This is a genomic window from Stenotrophomonas sp. 78350_Sma (genome assembly GCF_056482105.1).
Genome location: NZ_CM151182.1, coordinates 2153103 through 2174455, shown reverse-complemented (window position 1 = coordinate 2174455; position 21353 = coordinate 2153103). Strand labels below are relative to the sequence as shown.

At 66.8% G+C, this 21353-nt stretch carries 17 protein-coding genes; 6 read left to right on the top strand and 11 right to left on the bottom strand.

Features of this window, described 5'->3' with window-relative positions:
* Positions 1-8: 8 nt before the first annotated feature.
* Together ACZK4H_RS10160 and ACZK4H_RS10155 are read right to left on the bottom strand one after the other, a co-directional pair.
* Entirely contained in the window at positions 9-308 is a 300-nt protein-coding gene (locus ACZK4H_RS10160) for a DUF2388 domain-containing protein (protein WP_099551654.1), read from the bottom strand.
* A gap of 62 nt (positions 309-370) precedes the next feature.
* Entirely contained in the window at positions 371-1759 is a 1389-nt protein-coding gene (locus tag ACZK4H_RS10155) for an FAD-binding oxidoreductase (protein WP_099551653.1), read from the bottom strand.
* A 169-nt stretch (positions 1760-1928) separates the two neighbouring features.
* Here ACZK4H_RS10155 and serA point away from each other — a divergent pair, with 169 nt between their 5' ends.
* Positions 1929-3170 carry a phosphoglycerate dehydrogenase gene (serA, locus tag ACZK4H_RS10150; RefSeq protein ID WP_014037034.1) on the top strand — a complete coding sequence of 414 codons (1242 nt, stop codon included), beginning with the start codon at positions 1929-1931 and terminating at the stop codon, positions 3168-3170.
* 69 nt (positions 3171-3239) lie between these two features.
* On the opposite strand, the gene ACZK4H_RS10145 is transcribed toward serA, so the two are convergent.
* Complete coding sequence (locus ACZK4H_RS10145; protein ID WP_099551652.1) at positions 3240-3854, bottom strand: NUDIX hydrolase; 615 nt, start codon at positions 3852-3854, stop codon at positions 3240-3242.
* 133 nt (positions 3855-3987) lie between these two features.
* Here ACZK4H_RS10145 and ACZK4H_RS10140 point away from each other — a divergent pair, with 133 nt between their 5' ends.
* Positions 3988-5463, top strand: a complete 1476-nt coding sequence (locus ACZK4H_RS10140; RefSeq protein ID WP_099551651.1) for an amino acid permease — start codon at positions 3988-3990, stop codon at positions 5461-5463.
* Positions 5464-5545: 82 nt separating this feature from the next.
* Positions 5546-6973, top strand: a complete 1428-nt coding sequence (locus tag ACZK4H_RS10135; protein ID WP_032128776.1) for an amino acid permease — start codon at positions 5546-5548, stop codon at positions 6971-6973.
* Positions 6974-7323: 350 nt separating this feature from the next.
* Here the strand turns inward: ACZK4H_RS10135 and ACZK4H_RS10130 are convergent, their stop codons facing one another.
* Both ACZK4H_RS10130 and ACZK4H_RS10125 read right to left on the bottom strand, forming a co-directional pair.
* Complete coding sequence (locus ACZK4H_RS10130; protein WP_199157860.1) at positions 7324-7641, bottom strand: hypothetical protein; 318 nt, start codon at positions 7639-7641, stop codon at positions 7324-7326.
* A 209-nt stretch (positions 7642-7850) separates the two neighbouring features.
* Positions 7851-8225 (bottom strand): hypothetical protein, encoded by a 375-nt coding sequence (locus ACZK4H_RS10125; protein WP_099551650.1) that lies wholly within the window; start codon positions 8223-8225, stop codon positions 7851-7853.
* Between the two features lie 252 nt (positions 8226-8477).
* Here ACZK4H_RS10125 and ACZK4H_RS10120 point away from each other — a divergent pair, with 252 nt between their 5' ends.
* The 3 genes from ACZK4H_RS10120 to mtnC all read left to right on the top strand — a co-directional run bounded on the left by ACZK4H_RS10120 (position 8478) and on the right by mtnC (position 10468).
* Positions 8478-9119: a methylthioribulose 1-phosphate dehydratase gene (locus tag ACZK4H_RS10120; protein ID WP_099551687.1), complete on the top strand. Its 642-nt coding sequence runs from the start codon at positions 8478-8480 to the stop codon at positions 9117-9119.
* A gap of 92 nt (positions 9120-9211) precedes the next feature.
* A complete protein-coding gene (locus tag ACZK4H_RS10115) occupies positions 9212-9769 on the top strand; it encodes a 1,2-dihydroxy-3-keto-5-methylthiopentene dioxygenase (RefSeq protein WP_049434983.1) in 558 nt (185 codons plus the stop codon).
* 3 nt (positions 9770-9772) lie between these two features.
* Positions 9773-10468 carry an acireductone synthase gene (gene mtnC, locus ACZK4H_RS10110; RefSeq protein ID WP_099555238.1) on the top strand — a complete coding sequence of 232 codons (696 nt, stop codon included), beginning with the start codon at positions 9773-9775 and terminating at the stop codon, positions 10466-10468.
* Positions 10469-10554: 86 nt separating this feature from the next.
* Here mtnC and ACZK4H_RS10105 read toward each other — a convergent pair whose 3' ends face one another.
* From ACZK4H_RS10105 to ACZK4H_RS10080, 6 genes are all read right to left on the bottom strand, one after another.
* The gene (locus tag ACZK4H_RS10105; protein ID WP_099555236.1) at positions 10555-13173 is read right to left on the bottom strand and encodes a beta-mannosidase; all 2619 of its coding nucleotides are present in this window, start codon (positions 13171-13173) and stop codon (positions 10555-10557) included.
* A gap of 90 nt (positions 13174-13263) precedes the next feature.
* Positions 13264-14490: an AGE family epimerase/isomerase gene (locus tag ACZK4H_RS10100; protein WP_099555234.1), complete on the bottom strand. Its 1227-nt coding sequence runs from the start codon at positions 14488-14490 to the stop codon at positions 13264-13266.
* Positions 14487-15482 (bottom strand): carbohydrate kinase family protein, encoded by a 996-nt coding sequence (locus ACZK4H_RS10095; RefSeq protein ID WP_099555232.1) that lies wholly within the window; start codon positions 15480-15482, stop codon positions 14487-14489. The genes ACZK4H_RS10100 and ACZK4H_RS10095 overlap by 4 nt, the downstream gene beginning before the upstream one ends.
* A 7-nt stretch (positions 15483-15489) precedes the next feature.
* A complete protein-coding gene (gene fucP / locus ACZK4H_RS10090; protein ID WP_099555230.1) occupies positions 15490-16803 on the bottom strand; it encodes an L-fucose:H+ symporter permease in 1314 nt (437 codons plus the stop codon).
* 60 nt (positions 16804-16863) lie between these two features.
* On the bottom strand, positions 16864-17913 hold the full coding sequence (locus ACZK4H_RS10085) for a LacI family DNA-binding transcriptional regulator (protein ID WP_087922403.1): 1050 nt from the start codon (positions 17911-17913) through the stop codon (positions 16864-16866).
* Positions 17914-18009: 96 nt separating this feature from the next.
* Complete coding sequence (locus tag ACZK4H_RS10080; protein WP_099555228.1) at positions 18010-20475, bottom strand: GH92 family glycosyl hydrolase; 2466 nt, start codon at positions 20473-20475, stop codon at positions 18010-18012.
* Positions 20476-21353 lie beyond the last annotated feature (878 nt).

Genomic DNA, 21353 nt, shown 5'->3' with positions numbered 1-21353 from the left:
CGCCTGGATCAACGCGCCAGCAGCGCGCGGGCCAGTTCCAGATCGCTCTGCTGCTGTGCGGCGGTGCTCCGCTCGCGCAGGTGGACCAGCGCGGCCTGCAGGCGCGCGCCCCGGATCTGGCCGTCGCTGGCAACGAAAGCAGCGGCATCATCACGTGCAGCCTGCACCACCTTGTCATCGCCCGAACTGCTGGCCGAAGAGCCCGACGATGCACCGGTGGCGGAGCCGGCCGAGGTGCCGGCGAAGCTGGAAGCGAAGCCGGCCAGCGGCAGGGACAGCAGGGCGAGCAGCAGAAGCGGACGGGTCATCGGTGCGAAGCCGGTTGTGAAGGTGCGTGGAGCGTAACGGGTACGTGAAGGATTTTGCCGACTCAGAGGTCGAAGAGCTTGCCGGGATTCAGCCGCGCTTGGGGATCGAACGCGCGTTTGACCGCCTTCATCAGGGCGATCTCGGCCGGGCCACGGGTGCTGTCCAGGTAGCCCTTCTTGACCAGGCCGATGCCGTGCTCGGCCGAAATGCTGCCGTCGAAGCGGGCCAGCACCTGCGCCAGCAGCTTGGTCACATGTTCGCACTGCGCCACGAATTCGGCGTCGCCGGTGTCGTCGGGCTTGAGCACGTTGATGTGCAGGTTGCCGTCGCCGATATGGCCGAACCAGACCACGTCGAAGTGCGGGTAGGCCTGCCCGATCAGCGCCTGGGTCTCGGCCAGGAACGCCGGCATCGCCGAGATCCGCACCGACACGTCGTTCTTGTAGGGCTTGTAGCGCGCCAACGATTCGGTGATGCCTTCGCGCAGGCGCCACAGCTGGGCGGCCTGGGCGTCGCTGGCACTGATCACGCCGTCGCTGACCCAGCCGTTGCCCATGCAGTCCTCGAAGGCGGCCATCGCCGCCGCTTCCTGCGCCTCGTCATTGGCCGCGAATTCGGTCACCACGTAGTACGGGTGCACCTCATCGAACGGCGCCTGCGCGCCGTGCGCCAGCACATGCTCCAGTGCCCGGTCGGTGAAGAACTCGAAGGCCTGCAGCTGCAGGCGCGCGCGGAACGCGGCGAATACCTGCATCAGCACCTCGAAGCTGGGCAGCGCCAGCAGCATCACGTTGCTTGCAGGCGGCGGGTCGGTCAGCTTCACCGTCGCCTCGACGATAACGCCGAGGGTGCCTTCCGAAGCGATCAGCAGCTGGCGGAAGTCGTAGCCGCTGGAGTTCTTGATCAGACCCTTGTTGAGCTCGAGCAGTTCGCCACTGGCGGTGACCACCTTCAGCCCTGCGATCCACTCGCGGGTGTTGCCGTAGCGGATCACGCGGATGCCACCCGCATTGGTGGCGATGTTGCCGCCGATCGTGCAGGAACCACGCGCGGCGAAATCCACCGGGTAGATCAGGCCGTGGTCCAGTGCGGCATTGTGGACGGCTTCCAGCGGCATGCCGGCCTGCACCACCAGCGTGCGATCGACCGCATCGTAGGCCAGTGCCTTGTTCATCCGCTCCAGGCTGAGTACCAGTTCGCCGTTGGCGGCCACCGCGCCACCGGACAGGCCGGTGCGACCGCCGGACGGCACCACGGCCACGCCCTCGCCTGCGCTCCAGCGCATCACCGCCTGCACTTCCTCGACCGTGGCCGGCAGTGCGATCGCCAGCGGCGCCGGCGTCCAGCGCCGGGTCCAGTCGCGCCCGTAGTGCTCCAGGTCGGCCGGATCGGTCTTCAGCTTCAGGCCGGGACAGGCCAGCTGCAGCGAGGCAATGCGGGAATCGGTCATGGCGGTCCAGCGCGGGGCGTGAAGAACGGGCAAGCGTGCCAGCGGCACGCGCCAGCGTCCAGCCCCGCAGTCGTGCAGATAGCTACGGATGCAACCAATTGCGCACTGCACCATTGGCGGCACGATCTGGCATAGTGGTTGGCCCCTGTCCCACTGGCCGTGTTGCCCCATGTCGCCGAAGAAGACCTCGTTCCCGAAGCAGGATATCCGCGTGCTGTTGCTGGAGGGGGTCAGCCAGACCGCCGTGGAGGTGTTCAGCGCCGCCGGCTACAGCCAGATCGAAGCGCACACCAAGGCGCTGCCCGAGGACGAACTGAAGGCGCGCATCGCCGAGGCGCACATCGTCGGCATCCGTTCACGCACCCAGCTCAGCGCTGAGGTGCTGGCCGAGGCCAAGCGCCTGATCGCGGTGGGCTGTTTCTGCATCGGCACCAACCAGGTCGATCTGGATGCGGCCGAACTGGCCGGCATCCCGGTGTTCAACGCACCCTATTCCAACACCCGCAGCGTGGCCGAGCTGGTGATCGCCGAAGCGATCATGCTGACCCGCGGCATCCCCCAGAAGAACGCCGAGTGCCATCGCGGCGGCTGGTCGAAGTCGGCCAGCGGCAGCCATGAGGTGCGCGGCAAGACCCTGGGCATCATCGGTTACGGCCACATCGGTACACAGGTCGGCGTGCTGGCCGAATCGCTGGGCATGCAGGTGATCTTCCACGACGTGGAAACCAAGCTGGCGCTGGGCAATGCCCGTGCAGCAGCCAGTCTGGACGACCTGCTGGCACGCGCCGACATCGTCACCCTGCACGTGCCTGAAACCCCGTCCACGCAATGGATGATCGGCAGCACCGAGCTGGCGAAGATGCGCAAGGGCGCGCACCTGATCAACGCCGCGCGCGGCACCGTGGTCGACATCGATGCGCTGGACGCGGCCCTGGCCAGCGGCCACGTCGGCGGCGCCGCGCTGGACGTGTTCCCGGTCGAGCCGAAGGGCAACGGCGATATCTTCGAATCGCCGCTGACCCGCCACGACAACGTGATCCTGACCCCCCACGTGGGCGGCAGCACGCTGGAGGCGCAGGACAACATCGGTGTGGAAGTGGCGGCCAAGCTGGTGCGCTACAGCGACAACGGCAGCACCCTGTCGGCGGTCAACTTCCCCGAGGTGACGCTGCCCGAGCACGCCGACAGCCTGCGCCTGCTCCACATCCACCAGAACGTGCCGGGCGTGCTGTCCAAGGTCAACGAGATCTTCTCGCGCCACAACGTCAACATCGACGGCCAGTTCCTGCGCACCGACCCGAAGGTGGGCTACGTGGTGATCGACATCACCGCCAGCGAGGAACAGGCCGCCGCCGTGCGCGACGAGCTGGCCGCGATTCCGGGCACGCTGCGTACGCGCATTCTGTACTAGCTGAAAAAGGGGACGGAGGGGATTAAGTCGTTTATGCATTAACGAGTTAATCCCCTCCGTCCCCTTTTTTCAACGTGCCAGCCAGCGGCGCGCCATGCGCTGCATGGACTCGTCCGATTCCGGGTCTGCGGCAACCTCGGCCACCGGCCGCCAGGCCAGGTCAAGTGACTCCTCGCTGAGCACGAAGGCCTCGCCACCCAGCGCCCGGATCACGAAACGCACGTCGTAGTGCCAGTGCCCCGGCACGTCCCTGCGCTCCGGAATCCAATGCTTGTCCAGATCGAAGATGGCCGGGTCTTCCAGCACCAGGCCGCTCAGGCCGGACTCCTCCTCGGCTTCCTTCAGCGCCACCCGGGCCAGGTCGCGGTCGCCGTCGGCGTGGCCGCCCAGCTGCAGCCAGCGCTGCAGCTTGCGGTGGTGGGTCAGCAGCAGGCGCTGGCCGTCGGCGCTGACCAGCCAGCAGCTGGCGGTGAAGTGCCCGGCCAGCCGTTCACGCCGGAACGGATCTTCCGGATCGTCCAGCAATGTGCCGAATTCGGCAGCCAGTGCGTCGTGGGCGGGCTCACGGCGGGCATAGTCCCGCAGCAGGCCACGCAGGCGATCGTCAAGCACGGCAAGGGTTTCGGCGGTCTGGCTCATGAATGGGCGGCGTCTGGAAAAATACTGCTCATTATCGCCGTTCATTGTTGCGATTGCGCTTGTGCGTTGGCTTCAGCTTTGGCTAAGGTACAGCGGGCCGTTCGCGCGGCCTTCACCATTCCAGGGTTGCCGGCAACGTATCGGCGGCCCACCCAATCCGATCACTAGGAAGTACTGCATGCTGAAAGCTCTGTTGAGGGTCAAGCCGGTTGAACCGGCCGGGCACGTCGATGCCGGCGAACCCATCGAAGGCAGCCTGGACGGCGAAGCCACGTTGAAACGGACCCTCACGGCTAAACACCTCATCCTGCTTGGCGTGGGTGCGGTGATCGGCGCTGGTATCTTCGTGCTGACCGGCCAGGCCGCAGCCAACCACGCCGGCCCGGCAGTGATGCTGTCGTTCGTCATCGCCGGTTTCGCCTGCGCCCTGGCGGGCCTGTGCTACGCCGAGTTCGCGGCGATGATGCCGGTCTCCGGCAGTGCCTACTCCTATTCCTACGCCACCCTCGGCGAGGGCATGGCCTGGTTCATCGGCTGGTGCCTGGTGCTGGAGTACCTGTTCGCCTCGGCCTCGGTCGCGGTGGGCTGGTCGGCGTACCTGATCAGCTTCATCACCACCACCCTGCACATGCCGTTCCCGGATGCCTTGAGCGCGGCCCCGATCGCCTGGACCGGCAGCGAGTTCGTCGCCTCGGGCAAGCTGTTCAACCTGCCGGCGGTGCTGATCGTGGCGGCGGTGTCCGGCCTGCTGTACGTGGGCGTGACCCAGTCGGCCTTCGTCAACGCGATCATCGTGGCGATCAAGGTCACCGTCATCTGCCTGTTCATCGGCATCGGCGCGGCCCACATCGACCCGGCCAACTGGCAGCCGTTCATCCCGGAAAACACCGGCGTGCCGGGTGAGTTCGGCTGGAGCGGCGTGTTCCGCGCGGCCACCATCGTGTTCTTCGCCTACATCGGCTTCGATGCGGTCTCCACCGCCGCCGGCGAAACCAAGGACCCGCAGCGCAACATGCCGATCGGCCTGCTTGGCTCGCTGGCCGTGTGCACCATCGTCTACATCATCGTCTGCGCGGTGCTGACCGGCATGATGCCGTACCACCTGCTGGGCACCGACAAGCCGGTGGCCACCGCGCTGGAACCCTACCCGACCCTGTCCTGGCTGAAGACCCTGGTCGAGATCGGCGCCATCGCCGGCCTGTCCTCGGTGGTGCTGGTGATGATGATGGGCCAGACCCGCATCGCCTACACCATCTCCCGCGACGGCCTGCTGCCGAAGTTCTTCGGCAAGGTCCACGCCCGCTTCCGCACCCCGTACGTCGCCACCATCGTGGTCGGCGTGATCGCTGCCGCACTGGCCGGCCTGGTGCCGCTGAACGTGCTGGGCGAACTGGTCTCGATGGGCACCCTGCTGGCCTTCGCCACGGTCTGCATCGGCGTGCTGGTGCTGCGCTATACCAAGCCGGACATCCACCGCCCGTTCCGCGTGCCGGCGGTGTGGATCATCTGCCCGCTCGGTGCAGCCACCTGCCTGTTCCTGTTCTGGCAGGCGTTCGTGGTGCACTGGCACCTGTTCGTCGGCTGGACGCTGCTCGGCCTGCTGATCTACCTGGGCTACGGCATCCGCAACAGCAAGCTGGCCAAGTCGCCCTGATCCGCCTACGGGCCGGCCTCGTGCCGGCCCGTCCGTTTTCCCTGCGCGCCCCTGACGGCGCGCTTCGACAAGACCACCACACATGTTCAAGCAACTGTGGGCCACCAAGCACCCGCATGCCGCCCATGAAGACGCCAACGGCCTGAGCCTGCGCCGCCACCTCGGCCCATGGGGGCTCACCGCCCTCGGTATCGGCGCCGTGATCGGCGGCGGCATCTTCGTCATCACCGGCCAGGCCGCCGCCAACCACGCCGGCCCGGCGATCATGCTGTCCTTCGTGCTGGCCGCCATCTGCTGCGCCTTCTGCGCGCTGGCCTACGCCGAGTTCGCGTCGATGGTGCCGGTCTCCGGCAGCGCCTACACCTACACCTACGCCACCTTCGGCGAACTGTCGGCCTGGTTCATCGGCTGGATGCTGGTGCTCGAATACGGCGTCTCCGCCTCGGCGGTCGCAGTCAGCTGGACCGGCTACTTCCTCAGCCTGCTCAGCCAGTTCGACATCCATCTACCGGCAGCACTGGTCAGTGCCCCGCTGGATGCACAGCTGCGCCCCACCGGCGCGATCGCCAACCTGCCCGCCGCGGCCCTGGTGCTGCTGCTGACCTGGCTGTGCTACGTCGGCATCAGCAAGTCCTCGGCGATGAACATGGCGATGGTCGTGCTCAAGACCGGCCTGATCGTGCTGGTCATCGTGGTCGGCTGGAAGTACGTGGACACCAGCAACTGGACCCCGTTCATCCCGGCCAACGAAGGCCCCGGCAAGTACGGCATGGAGGGCGTGCTGCGCGGCGCGGCGATGGTGTTCTTCGCCTACATCGGTTTCGAGGCGGTATCGGTGGCGGCGCAGGAATCGAAGAACCCGCAGCGCGACATGCCGTTCGGCATGATGCTGTCGCTGGTGATCTGCACCGTGCTGTACATCGCGATGGCGGCAGTGATGACCGGGCTGGTGCCGTTCCAGCTGCTGGGCACCGATGAGCCGGTGGTGACTGCCGTGGCCGCGCATCCGCAGCTGGGCTGGCTGCGCTGGGTGGTCGAGGTCGGCGCGCTGGTCGGCCTGTCCTCGGTGGTGCTGGTGATGATCATCGGCCAGCCGCGCATCTTCATGATCATGGGCCGCGACGGCCTGCTGCCGCCTGTGTTCACCAAGATCCATCCGAAGTACCGCACCCCGCACATCAACACGGTGATCACCGGCATCGGCATCGCGCTGCTGGCGGCACTGTTCCCGCTGGACATCCTCGGCGAGCTGACCTCGATGGGCACGCTGATCGCGTTCGCCGCCGTGTGTGCCGGCGTGCTGATCCTGCGCCGTACCCAGCCGGACCTGCCGCGGCCGTTCCGCATGCCGATGGCGTGGCTGATCTGCAGCCTGGGCGTGTTGAGCTGCCTGGCGCTGCTGTCGGCGATGACGATGCACAACTGGATGCTGATGGGCGTGTGGACCTTCGTCGGCTTCGTGATCTATTTCTGCTACGGCTTCAGGCACAGCCGCCTGCGGGGGAAGTAAGGGGTTCTGCATTGCAGGGCCTGCGGCCCTGCACCCGCCGGAGCCGGAGCAACTTCCAGAGCAACAGCTGGGTTGAGGATTTGGCGGGGAGGCATGGGTTAGCGGGGGGACGCCGTGAATCCATCCCTGGAGGCTTGGCCGCGGCTTGCTCGCGTGCGCTGTCCTGCGCACACGGCAAGACCGGGGTTGGGCCTCCTGCCCAACCCGCCCGAGGCATGCCTCGGGCCCATGCCGCGGACACCCCCGCGAACCCATGCCTCCCCACTCCTGACACGTTCCCGGCACGTCCGGTAGATCCACGCCATGCGTGGATGATGGTCATTCCCAGCGACCAAGGCGCCCGACGATGATCATCTGCGGCCAAACCAGATGGTCTTCTGTATCCAACCGGCGCCGCCCATGCACCCCATGAAGTACTCATGGTTACCGTTGGCGTTGACGTCCACGGTGTAGCGCTCGGTCTTTGGCATCAGCATCTTCTTGTATTTGCCATCCACGTCGCATGTCTCGCCTTCCTTGCAGACCGTCAGCACCTCGATCTCCTCGGTGCGCTCGACAACGTCCATCTTCTCCGGCCACTTCTCGTTGGCCTCTGCCCTGCAGCGCCACCGCGACTCATCCAGCGGACCGGTGTGCGCGCCACGGCGGTGGCGGTGGCTCTGGTTCATGTCCAGGACACCGCCCTCGATTTCCGGCCGCTGGGCGCGACTGTGCTTTCCATTCACGTCGTGCGTGTTCTTGTCCTGCTCCCTGCACGTCTCCAGCCTCTACACCTGATCGGTTCGCAGGGCCACGTCATTCTCCGCTGACCACTGTTCCCTCGCCGCCGCTGAGCAGTAATCGGTCGAGCAGCCGTAGTCCGTTGCGCCGGCCTCGGCTAGCGGCGATTGAACCAGATGAGCTGCTGCTGCCAGCCGGCACCGGCCATGCAGGCATTGAACTCGCTGCTGCGGTCGGACGCATTGACGTCCACGATGTAACTCTCCTCTTTCGGCATGGGTACCATGTTGTACTTGCCGTCAATGGCGCAGACTTCATCAAGCCTGCAGGGCACCTTGCGGTCCTCGTAGACGGTGCGCGTGGCCACTTCATTCCTGACCGGCCAGTGATCGTCTGCCCGTGCCCTGCAACTCGCGTGAGCGGGGCCGAATGAACGCGCACCTGCATCCATCTTCACCCATTCCATCGTGCAGCCACTGCTGGCCAGCATGATGCCGATCACCCCCATCATCCCCATCGCGCGCGTGATCATCGAAGTACTCCTTTCCCTGGCGCTCGCCGGAACTCCTGCGGCACTTCGATGGTGTTTCGCAGCACGAGGGCTGTCCACGACCGGAACCGCTTCCAGCGCGAGCGCAGCTTCCCCCATTCAGCTTGCGCTATGTCTGACTCGATCCAAACCCACTCCACTGGCTGCGGGCACAACCGCGACTCATGTTCGGTGCAACAGCCCAGCGCCACGCCACAGGCCCAGCCATGGGCCGGATCACGTAAAATGGCGGCCATGGACACCCCCACCTTCCCCTACGACACCGCCCGCCTGGGCGAACTGGCCCAGCTGCTGATCGACAACGTCCGCGAACTGGCCCACGCCGGCTGGACCCCGGCCACCAGCAGCAACTTCTCCCACCGCCTGGACGACCGCCACGCCGCGATCACCGTCTCGGGCAAGGACAAGGGCCGCCTGATCGAGGACGACATCATGGTGGTGGACTTCGATGGCAAGGCCGTTGGCCGCCCGCTGCGCCCCTCCGCCGAAACCCTCCTGCACACCCAGCTGTACCGCCGCTTCCCGGAGATCGGCTGCGTGCTGCACACCCATTCGCCGGTACAGACCATCGCCTCGCGCCTGTACGCGCCGCAGGGCCATGTGCACCTGGAAGGCTATGAGCTGCTGAAGGCCTTCGCTGGCAACAGCACCCATGAGATGGCGGTGGATGTGCCCGTGTTCGCCAACACCCAGGACATGGACGTGCTCTCGGCCCAGGTCGACGATCTGCTCGACCGGCAGAACCTGTGGGGCTACCTGATTGATGGCCACGGCCTGTACGCCTGGGGCCGTGACATGGCCGAGGCGCGCCGCCACCTGGAAGCCTTCGAATTCCTGTTCCACTGCGAGCTGGAACTGCGCAAGCTGCGTGGCTGAACCCGCGCGCAGGTGCAGATGCCGATCCGGAATCTGCGCCCCGCCCCCGCCCTGCTACCCTGTCTTCCCCCCGAGACGTTCAAGCTGCCGCCATGAGCCGACTGCGCATCTACGACGACACCCGCCCCGAATCGCCGCTGCTGGACACCCAGGACGGCGCGCTCATTGCCGCCGAACTGCAGAAGATCGGCGTCACCTTCGAACGCTGGCAGGCCACTGCACCGGTCGCACCCGGCGCCAGCCAGGAGGAAGTGTTCGCCGCCTACCGCGCCGACATCGATCGCCTGGTTGCCGAGAACGGCTTCAAGAGCGTGGACGTGGCCTCGATCGCGCCGGACAACCCGAACCGCGCCGAGCTGCGCAAGAAGTTCCTCGACGAACACTTCCACAAGGAAGACGAAGTGCGCTTCTTCGTCGCCGGCTCCGGCCTGTTCACCCTGCACGTGGAAGACAAGGTCTACGAGATCGAGTGCGTGAAGGACGACCTGATCGCCGTACCCGATGGCACCACCCACTGGTTCGACATGGGCGACGAGCCGAGCTTCGTGGCGATCCGCTTCTTCACCGAGCCGGATGGCTGGGTCGGTCACTTCACCGGCACCGACATCGCGCAGAAGTTCCCCCGTTACGTACCCACCCAGGCGTCCTGATCCATGCAACCCCGCGTCATCCTGACCGATATCGAAGGCACCACCAGCAGCATCTCGTTCGTCAAGAACGTGCTGTTCCCCTATGCGCGCAAGGCCTTGCCCGCGTTCGTCGCCGAACACGGCCAGCAGCCGGAGGTGCGTCGCTGGCTGGATGCAGTGGCCACCGAGATCGGCGGCGCCTGCCAGGACAGCCTGGTGGCCGAGACGCTGCAGGGCTGGATCGACCAGGACCGCAAGCACACCGCGCTGAAGGCACTGCAGGGCCTGATCTGGGACGAAGGCTACCGCCGAGGCGATTACACCGCGCACTTCTACCCGGAAGTGGCACCGATGCTGAAGGGCTGGAACGCTTCGGGCCTGCCGCTGTACGTGTACTCCTCCGGCTCGGTGCCGGCGCAGAAGCTGTTCTTCGGCTTCAGCGATGCCGGTGACCTCAGCCCGCTGGTGTCGGGCTGGTTCGATACCGAAGTGGGCGGCAAGCGTGAGGCCGACAGCTACCGGCGCATCGTGCAGGCGATCGGCGTACCGGCCGGGGAGATTCTGTTCCTGTCGGATGTGGTCGAAGAACTGGACGCCGCCCGCGAAGCCGGCCTGCAGACCCGCTTGATCGACCGCCTGGATGATTACCCGCTGCCGCGCACCGGCCAGGCCGCCAACGGCCATGAGCGGGTCGAGAACTTCCAGCAGATCCAGCTGTAAGCAAGAAAAAGGGGACGGAGGGGATTAAGTCGTTTGTGGCACACATGGGCCACAAACGACTTAATCCCCTCCGTCCCCTTTTTTGCTCAACGATCGTTGAGGGTTTTTACCTTCAACGCTTCGCGCAGCGTCGTCAGATCCACCGGGCCGCGCACCGCGATATCGCGGGTTTCGCCCGGCAACAGGTCCAGCAGATTGTCTTCCACCTGCACGTCCAGCGCGCCGAAGTCGATCCACGCCGCACGCACATAGGCCGCGCTCTGCAGCCGCAGGCGATAGTGATCGCCGTCGATGGCGAGAGTCGCCTTCAGTTTCTGCCGTGGCAGCACCTGGTCCCGGGCTTCGACGAAACCGACCACCTGCCGCGCGCTCACCCCGCCTTCCTGCAGCAGTTCGAACACCGCCACCGTCCGCTTCGGATCGGCACCGGCCAGCAGCTCCGCGTCGCGGAAGTCACCGATCGAGGTCACACCCTCCGCCGCCAGCGCCACCGCTTCTTCACGCTGCCGCAGCACCTTGCCATCCACATCCATCACCCACAGCCGCCAACGTGCCTCCTGCGCGGCACCATCATTGATCAGGCGCACCCACGTGCTGCCCTCGTCGCGCAGTGCAGCCACCGTCACCGGCGCGAAGAAACGCCGCGCGGCGAAATGCAGCGCCTTCCAGCGGCCGAAGTAGTCCACGCTGGACCACGAGGCGCCCGGCCACACATCGTTGAGCTGCCAGTACAGCGATCCCATCGTGTACGGCCGCGAGGCACGGTGATGCAGCGCCGCCAGGGCGATGCCATCGGCCTGCATCACCTGGCTGAGGTAGACGAAGTCCTCGAAGTCCTTCGGTGTGCCATAGCCCAGCTCGATGTAGTGCAGCAGGCGGCTGTTGCCCTCGCCGGCCATGAATTTCTGGTGCGCGCGGACCACCGGGCTGTCGATGCGCTGCTCGGCGCGGGTGGCGATCTGGTCCACCGTCGCCACCGACGGCCACGCCTGCAGTCCGTACTCGGACATGAAGCGCGGGGTCTCACGCAGGTAGGCCTGGACTGGCAGTGCCGGATTGCCCCAGACCTGCCAGTAGTGCTTGTCGCCGCGGGTGGAATCGTTGGCCTTTTCATCCAGGTCGTTGCTGGGCGAGCTGGACCAGTACGGCACGCCCAACCCCTCCTCGCCCACCACCTGGCGCAGGTCGTTGCCGAACAGATCGACATAGCCCTGCCACACCTTCGCTGCAAACGCCGGGTCGGCCGCCTTCAGGTCGCGGCCGTGGCCCCAGTCCTTCCAGGCGGTCTCCTCTTCGTTGTTGCCACACCACAGCACGATGCTGGGGTGATGGCGCAGGCGCCGGACGTTGTCGCGCGCCTCGGCCACCACGCTGGCGCGGAAGGCCGGATCGTAACCGGGCTGCATGCCACCGCCGAACATGAAGTCCTGCCAGACCAGCAGCCCCAGCTCATCGGCGATATCGAAGAACACGTCGTCCTCGTAATAGCCACCGCCCCAGTTGCGCAGCATGTTCATGTTGGCGTCGCGCGCTGCGACCAACACCTGGCGCAGGCGCGCGGCATCGACGCGCGCGGGGAAGGCATCGAACGGAATCACGTTCGCACCCTTGGCGAAGATCGGCACGCCATTGATGACGAATGCGAAGCCCTGGCCGCCCTTGTCGTCTTTCTCGCGGCGCAGCTCGACCGTGCGCAGTCCGATGCGCTGCTCGCGCGCCAGCTCCGGCCTGCCACCGTCGTCCAGGCGGGCCTGCACGGTGTAGCGGTCCTGCGCGCCATGGCCCACCGGCCACCAGCGCCGCGGATCGGCCAGTTCAACCGGAACCTCGATGCTGTTCTGACCGGGCTTCAGCAGCACCGTGCGCTGCACCTGGGCCACGCTTCGGCCCTGCGGATCCTGCACATCCACGTTCACCACCGCCGAGCCCGCCGCTGCGCCCTGCTCCACCTGCAGCAGCACCGCCAGCTTCGCCTGTTCCGCATCCAGTGCATCGGTGCGCACCGCCAGATCAGTCAATCGATGCGTATCCCAGGCCTGCAGGTCGACACCGCGCCAGACACCGGCAGTGACATAGCGCGGGCCCCAGTCCCAACCGAAGTGGTAGGCCGGCTTGCGCGCGAAGTTGCCGACCATCGCGTCCTTCGGCTCGTCGCCATAGGGCGAAGGATAGTTGCCGGCGATCCTGTGCGGCATCGCCTGCACGCCCGGCAACAGCGTGCGGATCGGCGAACGGAACACGATCTGCAGTTCATTGTCCTTGGCGCGCAGACGCCCTTCCACCCGGGCACGCCAGGTACGGTGCGCGTTGTCCGCGCGCAGCAGCGGCTTGCCGTTGAGGACGACCTCGGCATAGGTATCCAGCCCGTCAAAGCGAAGTTCGGCGTTGGCCTTGGCCAGCGTCGCGGCATCCACATCGAAGCGGGCGCGATATTCCCAGTCCGCCAGGCCGATCCATTGCAGCTCGGCCTCGGGCGCACCGACATACGGGTCGCGGATCAGTGCATGCGCCAGCAGATCGGTGTGCACGCTGCCAGGCACCCGGGCCGCACGCCACTGCTGTAGACCGGGGTGGGCCGCGCCCTGCGCGTCACCGGGCAGCATGCGGAATTCCCACTGCGCCTGCAGCGGGGCGGCCAGTGCCGGGAAAGCGGAGGCCGCGATCAACAGCAGGAGCAGGCGGACAACGAGGGGAAGGCGATGCACGGGATGCTCCTGTTTTTCCGCCGGGCATGGCCCGGCGCTACCTGCAAATCCGATTCACGGCAGCACCGGGCCATGCCCGGCGTACCCACCTCAACGCACGACGTTCAACACTTCGTAGCACGCGCCCATGGTGTGGTAATCCACCTTGCCAGCCGGGCTCTTCTCATCGCTGTACTTGCGGTTGTCGGCATCGAGGATGCGGAACCAGGCGCCGTACTGGTGGTCGACGAAGTGTTCCCACGAGTACGCCCAGATGCGCTCGTACCACTGCCAGTAGCGGTCGTCGCCGGTGCGCTTGGCCATCAGCGCGGCGGTGGCCAGCGTTTCGGCCTGCACCCAGAAGTACTTGTCGTCGTCGCAGACGAAACTGTCGCCGCCGATCGGGGCACCGTCCATGCCCGGCTGACGGCGCGTTTCCGGTGCGAAACCGTAGTACAGGCCACCGCGCGCCTCGTCCCAGCTGCGCGCCACTGCCACATCGAACAGGTGCTGCGCGGTCGGCACCAGCCAATCGGCCTGCACATGGCGATCGAGGATCAGCAGCAGCTTGGCCCACTCGGTCTGATGGCCGGGCTGGAAGCCCCACGGGCGGAACAGGTGCTTGGGGTCGTCCAGGTTGTAATCCCAGTCAATCTCCCAGTTCACGTCATAGTGCTCCCAGACCAGACCTCCGGCCTTGGCGGCCTGGCGGCGGGTCATGTTGTCGGCCAGCTGCAGCGCGCGCTCGACATACCGCTGCTCGCCACTGGCCTCGAACGCCGCCAGCATCGCCTCGCACATGTGCATGTTGGCGTTCTGGCCGCGATAGCCGGTGAAGTTCCACTGGCCATCGGCCTCGTCCTTGTACAGGCCGTGCTGCGGCTCCCAGAAGCGTGCTTCCAGCAGCTGCCAGGTCTCGTCCATCCAGCCGCGGGCCTGCTCGACACCGGCCTTCAGCGCGCAGCTGTAGGCCAGCAGCACGAAGGCCACGCCGTAGCAGTGGTTCATGTCATCCTCGACCTTGCCGTCGCGCAGGGTCCAGGCGTAGCCGCCGGTGGCCGGGTTGCGGTGCACCTCGCGCAGGTAGCGCACGCCGTGCTCGACCGCCTCCCGGTATTCGGCATTGCCGAACTCGCGGTAGGCCATCGCGTAGTTGAAGACGAAACGGGTGCTGCTCACCAGGTGGCGGTGGCTGGCATCGTAGATGCTGCCGTCGTCACGGAAGTAGTGGAAGAAGCCGCCGTTCGGATCGATGCAGCGCGGATGGTAGAACGCCATCGTATCGGCGATATGCGCGCGCAGGAACGCGGGCGAACGGAAATCGGGCGAGGTGCTCATGCAGTAATGTCCTGTGCCTGCAGCAGCTGCTGCACTTCATCGAGCGAGGGCATCGCGGCGAACGCGCCCTTGCGGGTAACCGCCAGCGCACCCACGGCGGCGCCGAAACGCAGCGTGGCGGTGATCGCCTCCGGGTCCTGGCAGAACGCGGCGAAACCTGCACCGGCCCCGCCGCGCTCCAGCAGGCCGACCAGCACGCCACCGACGAAGGCATCACCGGCCGCCGTGGTGTCGACCGTGGCCACGCGGAAGCTGGTGACCGTGCCGTGGTTGTCGCGGGTGTACCAATGCAGCGTCGCTGCACCATCGGTGACGATGACCCAGCGCGCCTGCGCGGCCAGCAGGCGTCGCAGCACCGCCGCCTCGCCATCGGCGCCCAGCGGCGCGGCCAGGTAGTCCAGCTCCTCGCGCGACAGCTTGACCAGATCGGCGCGTTCCAGCGCCTGCCACAGGCGCGGGGTCGGGTCCTCGTTGGCCGGCCACAGGGCAGGACGCAGGTTGAGGTCCAGGCTGACCACCGCGCCGGCCGCACGTGCACGGTCCATGCCGGCGAAGGTCGCCTCGGCGATGGCCGGTTCGGTCAGGCTGTTGGAACAGACGTGGAAGCACTGCGCGCTGTCGAAGCACGCGGCCTGGAAGTCGCTGTCACGGAACAGCAGGTCGGCCGCCGGCGGGCGGTAGAAACTGAAGCTGCGCTCGCCACTGGCGTCGAGGGCGACGAAGGCCAGCGCGGTCTTCGCCGCATCGGTACGCACGATGTAATCGGTGCCCACATCATGCTCGACCAGGCTGTCGGCCAGGAAGTCACCGAACATGTCACGGCCCAGCATGCCAACGAACTGGGTCTTCGCACCCAGCCGTGCGGCGGCCACCGCGACGTTGGCCGGTGCACCGCCGGCGTACTGCAGGAACGCACGCGGCGTATCGGCCGAGGCCGGGGGCTGCGCTAGTAGATCGATCAAAATTTCGCCGAAGCAGACAATGGCACCCATTCCGGACTCAGCCTCCCTGCGTTGCGGAAGCCGGCGTACGTGCGCCGACCAGTCCGTAGAAAATGATGTAGCCGTAGCACAGCAACGGCAGGATGAAGCTGGCCTGCACACCGATGTGATCGGCGAGGACGCCCTGCAGGTACGGCACCACGGCGCCACCGACGATGGCCATGATCAGCAGGCTGGAGCCCTTGTTGGTCAGCGGGCCCAGACGCTCGATGCTCAGCGCGAAGATGGTCGGGAACATGATCGAGTTGAACAGGCCGATCGCCACCACCGAATACAGCGCGATGCTGCCGGAGGTCAGCATGGTCGTGGCCAGCAGGGCCACGTTGACCAGCGCGAAGATCGCCAGCAGGCGGCTGGGCGAGAAGCGCGCCAGCAGCGCCGAGCCCGCGAAGCGGCCGATCATCGCCATCGTCCAGTAGGCCGACACGTAGTGCGTGGCTTCCTGTTCGCTGAAGCCGCCGATGCTCGGCATCGACAGGTAGTTGACCAGGAAGCTGCCGATCGACACTTCGGCGCCGACGTAGAAGAAGATGCCCAGCACACCCAGCAGCAGGTGGCGCTTGCGCAGCGCATCCAGATAGCTGTGGTGATGGCCCTGGTCAGCCTGCTCGGTGGCGTCACTCAGCGCCGGCAGGCGGAACAGGAAAACGAACAGCGCCAGCAACACCAGCGCCACCGCCAGGCCCACGTACGGACCCTGCACGGCCTGCGCCTCAGCGGCGCGGTAGGCCAGCTGCTCGGCGGCCGGCAGCGCGCTCAGTTCATCGGCGCTCTTGACCGTGTTGGACAGGATCAGCATGCCGCCGAAGATCGGCGCAATGGCCGTGCCCAGCGAGTTCAGCGCCTGCGCCAGGGTCAGGCGGCTGGAGCTGGTCTGCTCCGGCCCCAGCAGCGCGACGTAGGGATTGGCAGCGACCTGCAGCACAGTGATGCCCGTGGCCAGCACGAACAGTGCGCCGAGGAAGGCGCCATACACGCGCAGCTCGGCCGCCGGCCAGAATCCCAGTGCGCCGATACCGGCGATCACCAGGCCGGCCACGATGCCCTTCTTGTAGCCCAGCGCCGCCACCAGGCGGCCGGCCGGCAGCGACATCAGGAAATAGGTGCCGAAGAAGGTGAACTGCACCAGCATCGCCTTGGCGTAGTTCAGCTCGAACACTGCCTTCAGGTGCGGGATCAGGATGTCATTGAGGCAGGTCAGGAAGCCCCACATGAAGAAGATCGTGGTGACCACGGCCAGCGCCTTGCCGTTGGTGACGGCGGGTGCGTTGCCCGAAGAACCCGATGGACGGGGCGTTGCGGAGATCGGCATGCGGTACGCGCCTCGATGCGCGGAAGGTCGTTGTTGCGTGGAAGGGGTACGTGGAAGGAATCAGTTCGGCCGTGCAGCGCTGCTTTCTCGGATGCGCAACTGCACCGGCGCCACCGTGCGCCGTGGTGGCGCGTCCGGCTCGTCCAATCGTTGCAGCAACAGCGCGGCAGCCTGCCGGCCCCGCTCGCGCGGATCGGCGGTGAGCGTGGTCAATGGCGGAACCGCGACCGATGCCTCGGAAATATCGTCGAAGCCGGTCACTGCAAAATCACCGCCCGGACGGATACCCCGTGAATTCAAGCCCAGCATCAGGCCCAGCGCGACGGTGTCGTTGTAGCAGACCGCTGCACTCGGGCGATGGCCATCGGCAAACAGCTCATCGGTGCGCGCAGCGGCTTCCAGCCGGTTCGGCGCCGACTCGATCATCCAGCCCGGCGGCAGCGACAGGCCGGCTTCGGCCAGCGCCTGCTGGAAGCCGGCACGACGCTGGTGGCACGAGCTCGATGCGGCGTGGCCGCCGAAGAAGGCGATCTGGCGATGGCCGCGCTCGATCAGGTGGCGCGTCGCCAGATAGGCGCCGTGCTGGTTGTCCAGGGTCAGGAAGTCCCAGTCGGCGCCTTCCAGTTCGCGGTTGAACAGCAGCACGTTGGCATTGGCGCCCAATGCCTGGCGCAGCTGCGCGGTGTCGCTGCCTTCGGCCGGAGACAGGATCAGGCCGGCCGGGGTGTGCTCCATCAGCGTGGACAGCACCGCCTGCTGGCGCTCCGGCGATTCGCCGGTGCTGCCGAGCAGGGTCACATAACCACGCCCGCCCAGCGCCTCATCCACGCCCGAAGCGAATTCGGCGAAGAACGGGTTGGACAGATCGTTGATCACCAGCGCGATGCTCGACGAGGTACGACGGCGCAGGTTGGCGGCCGCGCGGTTGTAGACATAGCGCTGCCGGCGCAGCTCGGCCTCGACCTTGGCGCGGGTATCGACATTGACCAGCGGGCTGCCACGCAGCACCAGCGACACGGTTGCCCGTGACACGCCGATGGCACGCGCGATGTCGGTCACCGTCACCGCCTTGCCGGCGCGCTTGCTGGGACTGCTGCCGTTGTCGTTCATCGTCTTCCCGGACTCCGCTGGAGGCTCAAGCCTAATGGATCAGGGCCGTGTCGTGCCGTGCCGTTCGCTGGGTCACCGCGAACGGCACAGTCCGGCTCAGCGCAGCTGGCTGCCCGGTGCCGCGCACCAGGACACCGGCAGGTCCTTCACCGCCGTGCCCCAGCCCTGCTCCGGCGCCTTCTCGTCGAGCGCGAAGTGCAGGCGCGGGCCCTGCTGCAGGCGGTTCCAGTCCAGCCACACCGGTGCATGCGCCTGGCCATCGACCTGCACGCCCTGCACGTACTGCAGTCGGCGGCCATCGGCGCCCGGCGCATCGATGCGCAGCGTGCGGCCGTTGCCCATGTCCACTTCCACCTTGCTGAAGCGTGGGGTGTGCAGCAGGAACTGGCCGCTGCCCGGCACCGCCGGGTACACGCCGATGGCACTGAACAGGTACCACGCCGACATCGTGCCGAGGTCGTCATTGCCGGTCACGCCATTGGGGGCGTTGGTGAACAGCTGCTGCGCGGCACGCACCACGGCAGCGGTCTTCCACGGCTGGCCGATCAGCGTGTACAGCCACGGCGAGTGCAGGTCGGGTTCGTTGTTGGGGTTGTAGCGGAACTGGTTGTAGTAGCTGTACGGCCCGACCACCCACTCCTTGCGGGCGGCGTTGAGCGGGTCGGCCTGCAGTGCGTCCATCGCAAAGAACGCGTCGAGTCGGCGACCGGCCTGTTCGCGGCCGTCCATCGCTTCGACCAGGCCCGGCACGTCCTGCTGCGCCAGCCACTGGTACTGCCACGCCGTGCCTTCATGGAAACCGTGATGCGAGCGCGGGCTGTAGTGGCCATCGGCCGGCGTGTACCACTGGCCATCTTCGGTGCGCGGGCGCGGGAAACCGGTGAAACCGGTCTCGGCGTCGCGCACCTGCGGGTCCCACACCTTGCGCCAGTTGCGGCCGCGCTCACGCAGCGTCGCCGCGTCCTGCGCGTGGCCGAGGCCATCGGCCATCTGCGAGAGCGCACAGTCGGCCAGCGCGTATTCCAAGGTGGCCGAACCGCCATGGTGCGGATCAACGTCCATGCCCTTGGACGGGAACGCACGGTCGTAGACCACGTAGCCCTTGTCCAGATAGGTCGGATTGCCCGAGCGGCCGGCCATGCGCGAGTTCAACGGCGGCGTACCGAAGGCGTTGCGGCGCAGCGCATCCCAGGCCTGCGATTCGCGCCCCTTGAGCGCACCGAAGCGCCACAGGTCGACCAGGAACGGGGTGACCGGATCGCCGGTCATGATGTTGGTCTCGAAGTTGGCATAGCCCCAGCGCGGCAACCAACCGCCCTGCTCGTCGATCGCCAGCAGGGTGCGGCCGATGTCGCGCGCCACATCCGGACGGGTCAGCGCCAGCCACTGGTTCTGCGCGCGGTAGGTATCCCACAGCGAGAAATACTCGTAGTACGTCCAGCCATCGGCACGATGGATGCCATCGTCATAGCCGCGGTAGCGGCCGTCGGCATCGTTGCCGGTCATCGGCTGCAGCAGTGCGTGGTAGACCGCGCTGTAGAACACGCTGCGATCGTCGGCGGTGCCGCCCTGCACGCGCACGCGACCCAGCTGCTCACGCCACGACTGCTGGGACAGCGTGCGCATCCGGTCGAAGCCGAGCAGCGAACCACCCTGCATGCCCTCGGCGCGCAGGTTGGTGCGCGCGCCTTCGGCATCCACGTGCGAGATCGCGCTGACCGCGGTCACCGACTGGCCCTTGGCCAGATCGAAGCTGAGCCAGGCACCATTCGGCTTCTGCTCGCCTTCCATGCTGTGGCGCGCGCCGGGCAGGCCACCGCCCTCGCCCCAGGTGCCATGGGCCTTGAACGGACGGTCGAACTCGATGCGGAACCAGGTGGTGTACTGATGGCCGCCACAGAAACTCTTGGTGACCAGCTTGCCTTCGACCACGCGGTCGCCGACCACATCAACCACGCTGCCGATCACCGAATGGCGCTCGTTGGCCTGTCCGACATTGACCAGCACGTGGCCATCGCCGCTGCGCTGGCTGAAGGTGTAGCGCTCGGCCGCGGCACGGGTGCGCGCGGTCGCCTCGGCGTCGATGCCGCCGTAGCTGGTCAACCGTACCTTGTAGTAGCCGGCCTGGCCGATCTCGCCGTCATGGGTGTAGTTCGATGCGTAGGCCTTGTGGTCGAACTGCTTGGCGTTGCCGGTATCGAAATCGCCGCCAGGACCGATACTGCCGGTGACCGGCAGGATGGACACCTGCCCGCCCTGCTCCCAGCAACCCGCGCCGGAAATGAACGAGTGGCCGAAGCCCCGGATCTTCTCGTCGTCGTAGCGCCAGCCGGAATAGTGGCTGCCGATCGGGCTGACCTGGATCAGGCCGAACGGTGCCGATGCGCCCGGGAAGGTATTGCCGTCGTCCTTGCTGCCGATGAAGGTGTTGACCTCGCGCTCCAGCGCAGCCGGCGCGGCCTGCAGCAGCATCGGCGACGCTGACAGGGCGAGCAGGCAGGCCAGGCGCGCCAGCGGGCGCGAGGACAATGGGACGGCGGGAGCGGACGGCACTGGACGCATGTCGGGTTCCTGTAGTCGATGATGCGGAGGCACACGGCCGGGGCCGTCCGGCACCGTTCCGCTGAGCGCCGCCGTGACCGGCAAAGAGCTCCCCCTGGAATGACGCCCGACCCGTGCAACCGTGAATTTAGATCGATTCAAGTAGAGCATGCAGGTTCAGCCGAATGCATTCTGCGGCGCAGCATGAGGGGGGGTGTTCGGCAGGGCTGCGCCCTGCACCTGCCGAAGCCGAAGCCGAAGCCAGAGCAACAGCAGAAGCTGACTTCCTGAGGGGAGGCGGGGTGGGTCCGGTTGCGGGGGACGCTGCAAGTACGTCCATGTAAGCTCGGTCGCCGCATCCATGCGGCTCACGCCCCCGCAACCGGACCCACCCCGCCTTCGACAGATTTCCGCGATCTGCAGCCGATCCACGCCATGCGTGGATGAATCTCTGACAGATAACGAAATCAATCGGGGTCAGATCCCATGTTGTTCCAGGATCAATCCAACCGTCATCGGGAGACTGTCGAAGGTGGGGCGGTGTCGGATTGCGGGGTGTCCGCGGCATGGGCCCGAGGCATGCCTCGGGCGGGTTGGGCAGGAGGCCCGACCCCGGTCTTGCCGTGTACGCAGGACAGCGCACGCGAGCAAGCCGCGGCCAAGCCCCCAGGGGTGAGGGCGCTTTGCTTGCGAAGCACTGCTTCGCAAGCGCCCGAACGCACAGCCGCCAGCGGCTGGGCCGGACCGCGGAGCGGGGTTTACGGCGTCCCCGCAATCCGACACCGCCCCGCCCAACCCACAGACAACCCAGAGCCGCTTTGGCTTTGGCTTTGGCCGTTGCCCTGGCTTCGGCAGGTGCAGGGCGCAGCCCTGCCGCCCCCCCTCACCTGCGCACGAAA

Bases quoted from the DNA above. Each gene is read 5' to 3' on its own strand.
- ACZK4H_RS10160 (WP_099551654.1), bottom strand. From the start codon at position 308: ATGACCCGTCCGCTTCTGCTGCTCGCCCTGCTGTCCCTGCCGCTGGCC.
- ACZK4H_RS10155 (WP_099551653.1), bottom strand. From the start codon at position 1,759: ATGACCGATTCCCGCATTGCCTCGCTGCAGCTGGCCTGTCCCGGCCTG.
- serA (WP_014037034.1), top strand. From the start codon at position 1,929: ATGTCGCCGAAGAAGACCTCGTTCCCGAAGCAGGATATCCGCGTGCTG.
- ACZK4H_RS10145 (WP_099551652.1), bottom strand. From the start codon at position 3,854: ATGAACGGCGATAATGAGCAGTATTTTTCCAGACGCCGCCCATTCATG.
- ACZK4H_RS10140 (WP_099551651.1), top strand. From the start codon at position 3,988: ATGCTGAAAGCTCTGTTGAGGGTCAAGCCGGTTGAACCGGCCGGGCAC.
- ACZK4H_RS10135 (WP_032128776.1), top strand. From the start codon at position 5,546: ATGTTCAAGCAACTGTGGGCCACCAAGCACCCGCATGCCGCCCATGAA.
- ACZK4H_RS10130 (WP_199157860.1), bottom strand. From the start codon at position 7,641: ATGAACCAGAGCCACCGCCACCGCCGTGGCGCGCACACCGGTCCGCTG.
- ACZK4H_RS10125 (WP_099551650.1), bottom strand. From the start codon at position 8,225: ATGATCACGCGCGCGATGGGGATGATGGGGGTGATCGGCATCATGCTG.
- ACZK4H_RS10120 (WP_099551687.1), top strand. From the start codon at position 8,478: ATGGACACCCCCACCTTCCCCTACGACACCGCCCGCCTGGGCGAACTG.
- ACZK4H_RS10115 (WP_049434983.1), top strand. From the start codon at position 9,212: ATGAGCCGACTGCGCATCTACGACGACACCCGCCCCGAATCGCCGCTG.
- mtnC (WP_099555238.1), top strand. From the start codon at position 9,773: ATGCAACCCCGCGTCATCCTGACCGATATCGAAGGCACCACCAGCAGC.
- ACZK4H_RS10100 (WP_099555234.1), bottom strand. From the start codon at position 14,490: ATGAGCACCTCGCCCGATTTCCGTTCGCCCGCGTTCCTGCGCGCGCAT.
- ACZK4H_RS10095 (WP_099555232.1), bottom strand. From the start codon at position 15,482: ATGGGTGCCATTGTCTGCTTCGGCGAAATTTTGATCGATCTACTAGCG.
- fucP (WP_099555230.1), bottom strand. From the start codon at position 16,803: ATGCCGATCTCCGCAACGCCCCGTCCATCGGGTTCTTCGGGCAACGCA.
- ACZK4H_RS10085 (WP_087922403.1), bottom strand. From the start codon at position 17,913: ATGAACGACAACGGCAGCAGTCCCAGCAAGCGCGCCGGCAAGGCGGTG.
- ACZK4H_RS10080 (WP_099555228.1), bottom strand. From the start codon at position 20,475: ATGCGTCCAGTGCCGTCCGCTCCCGCCGTCCCATTGTCCTCGCGCCCG.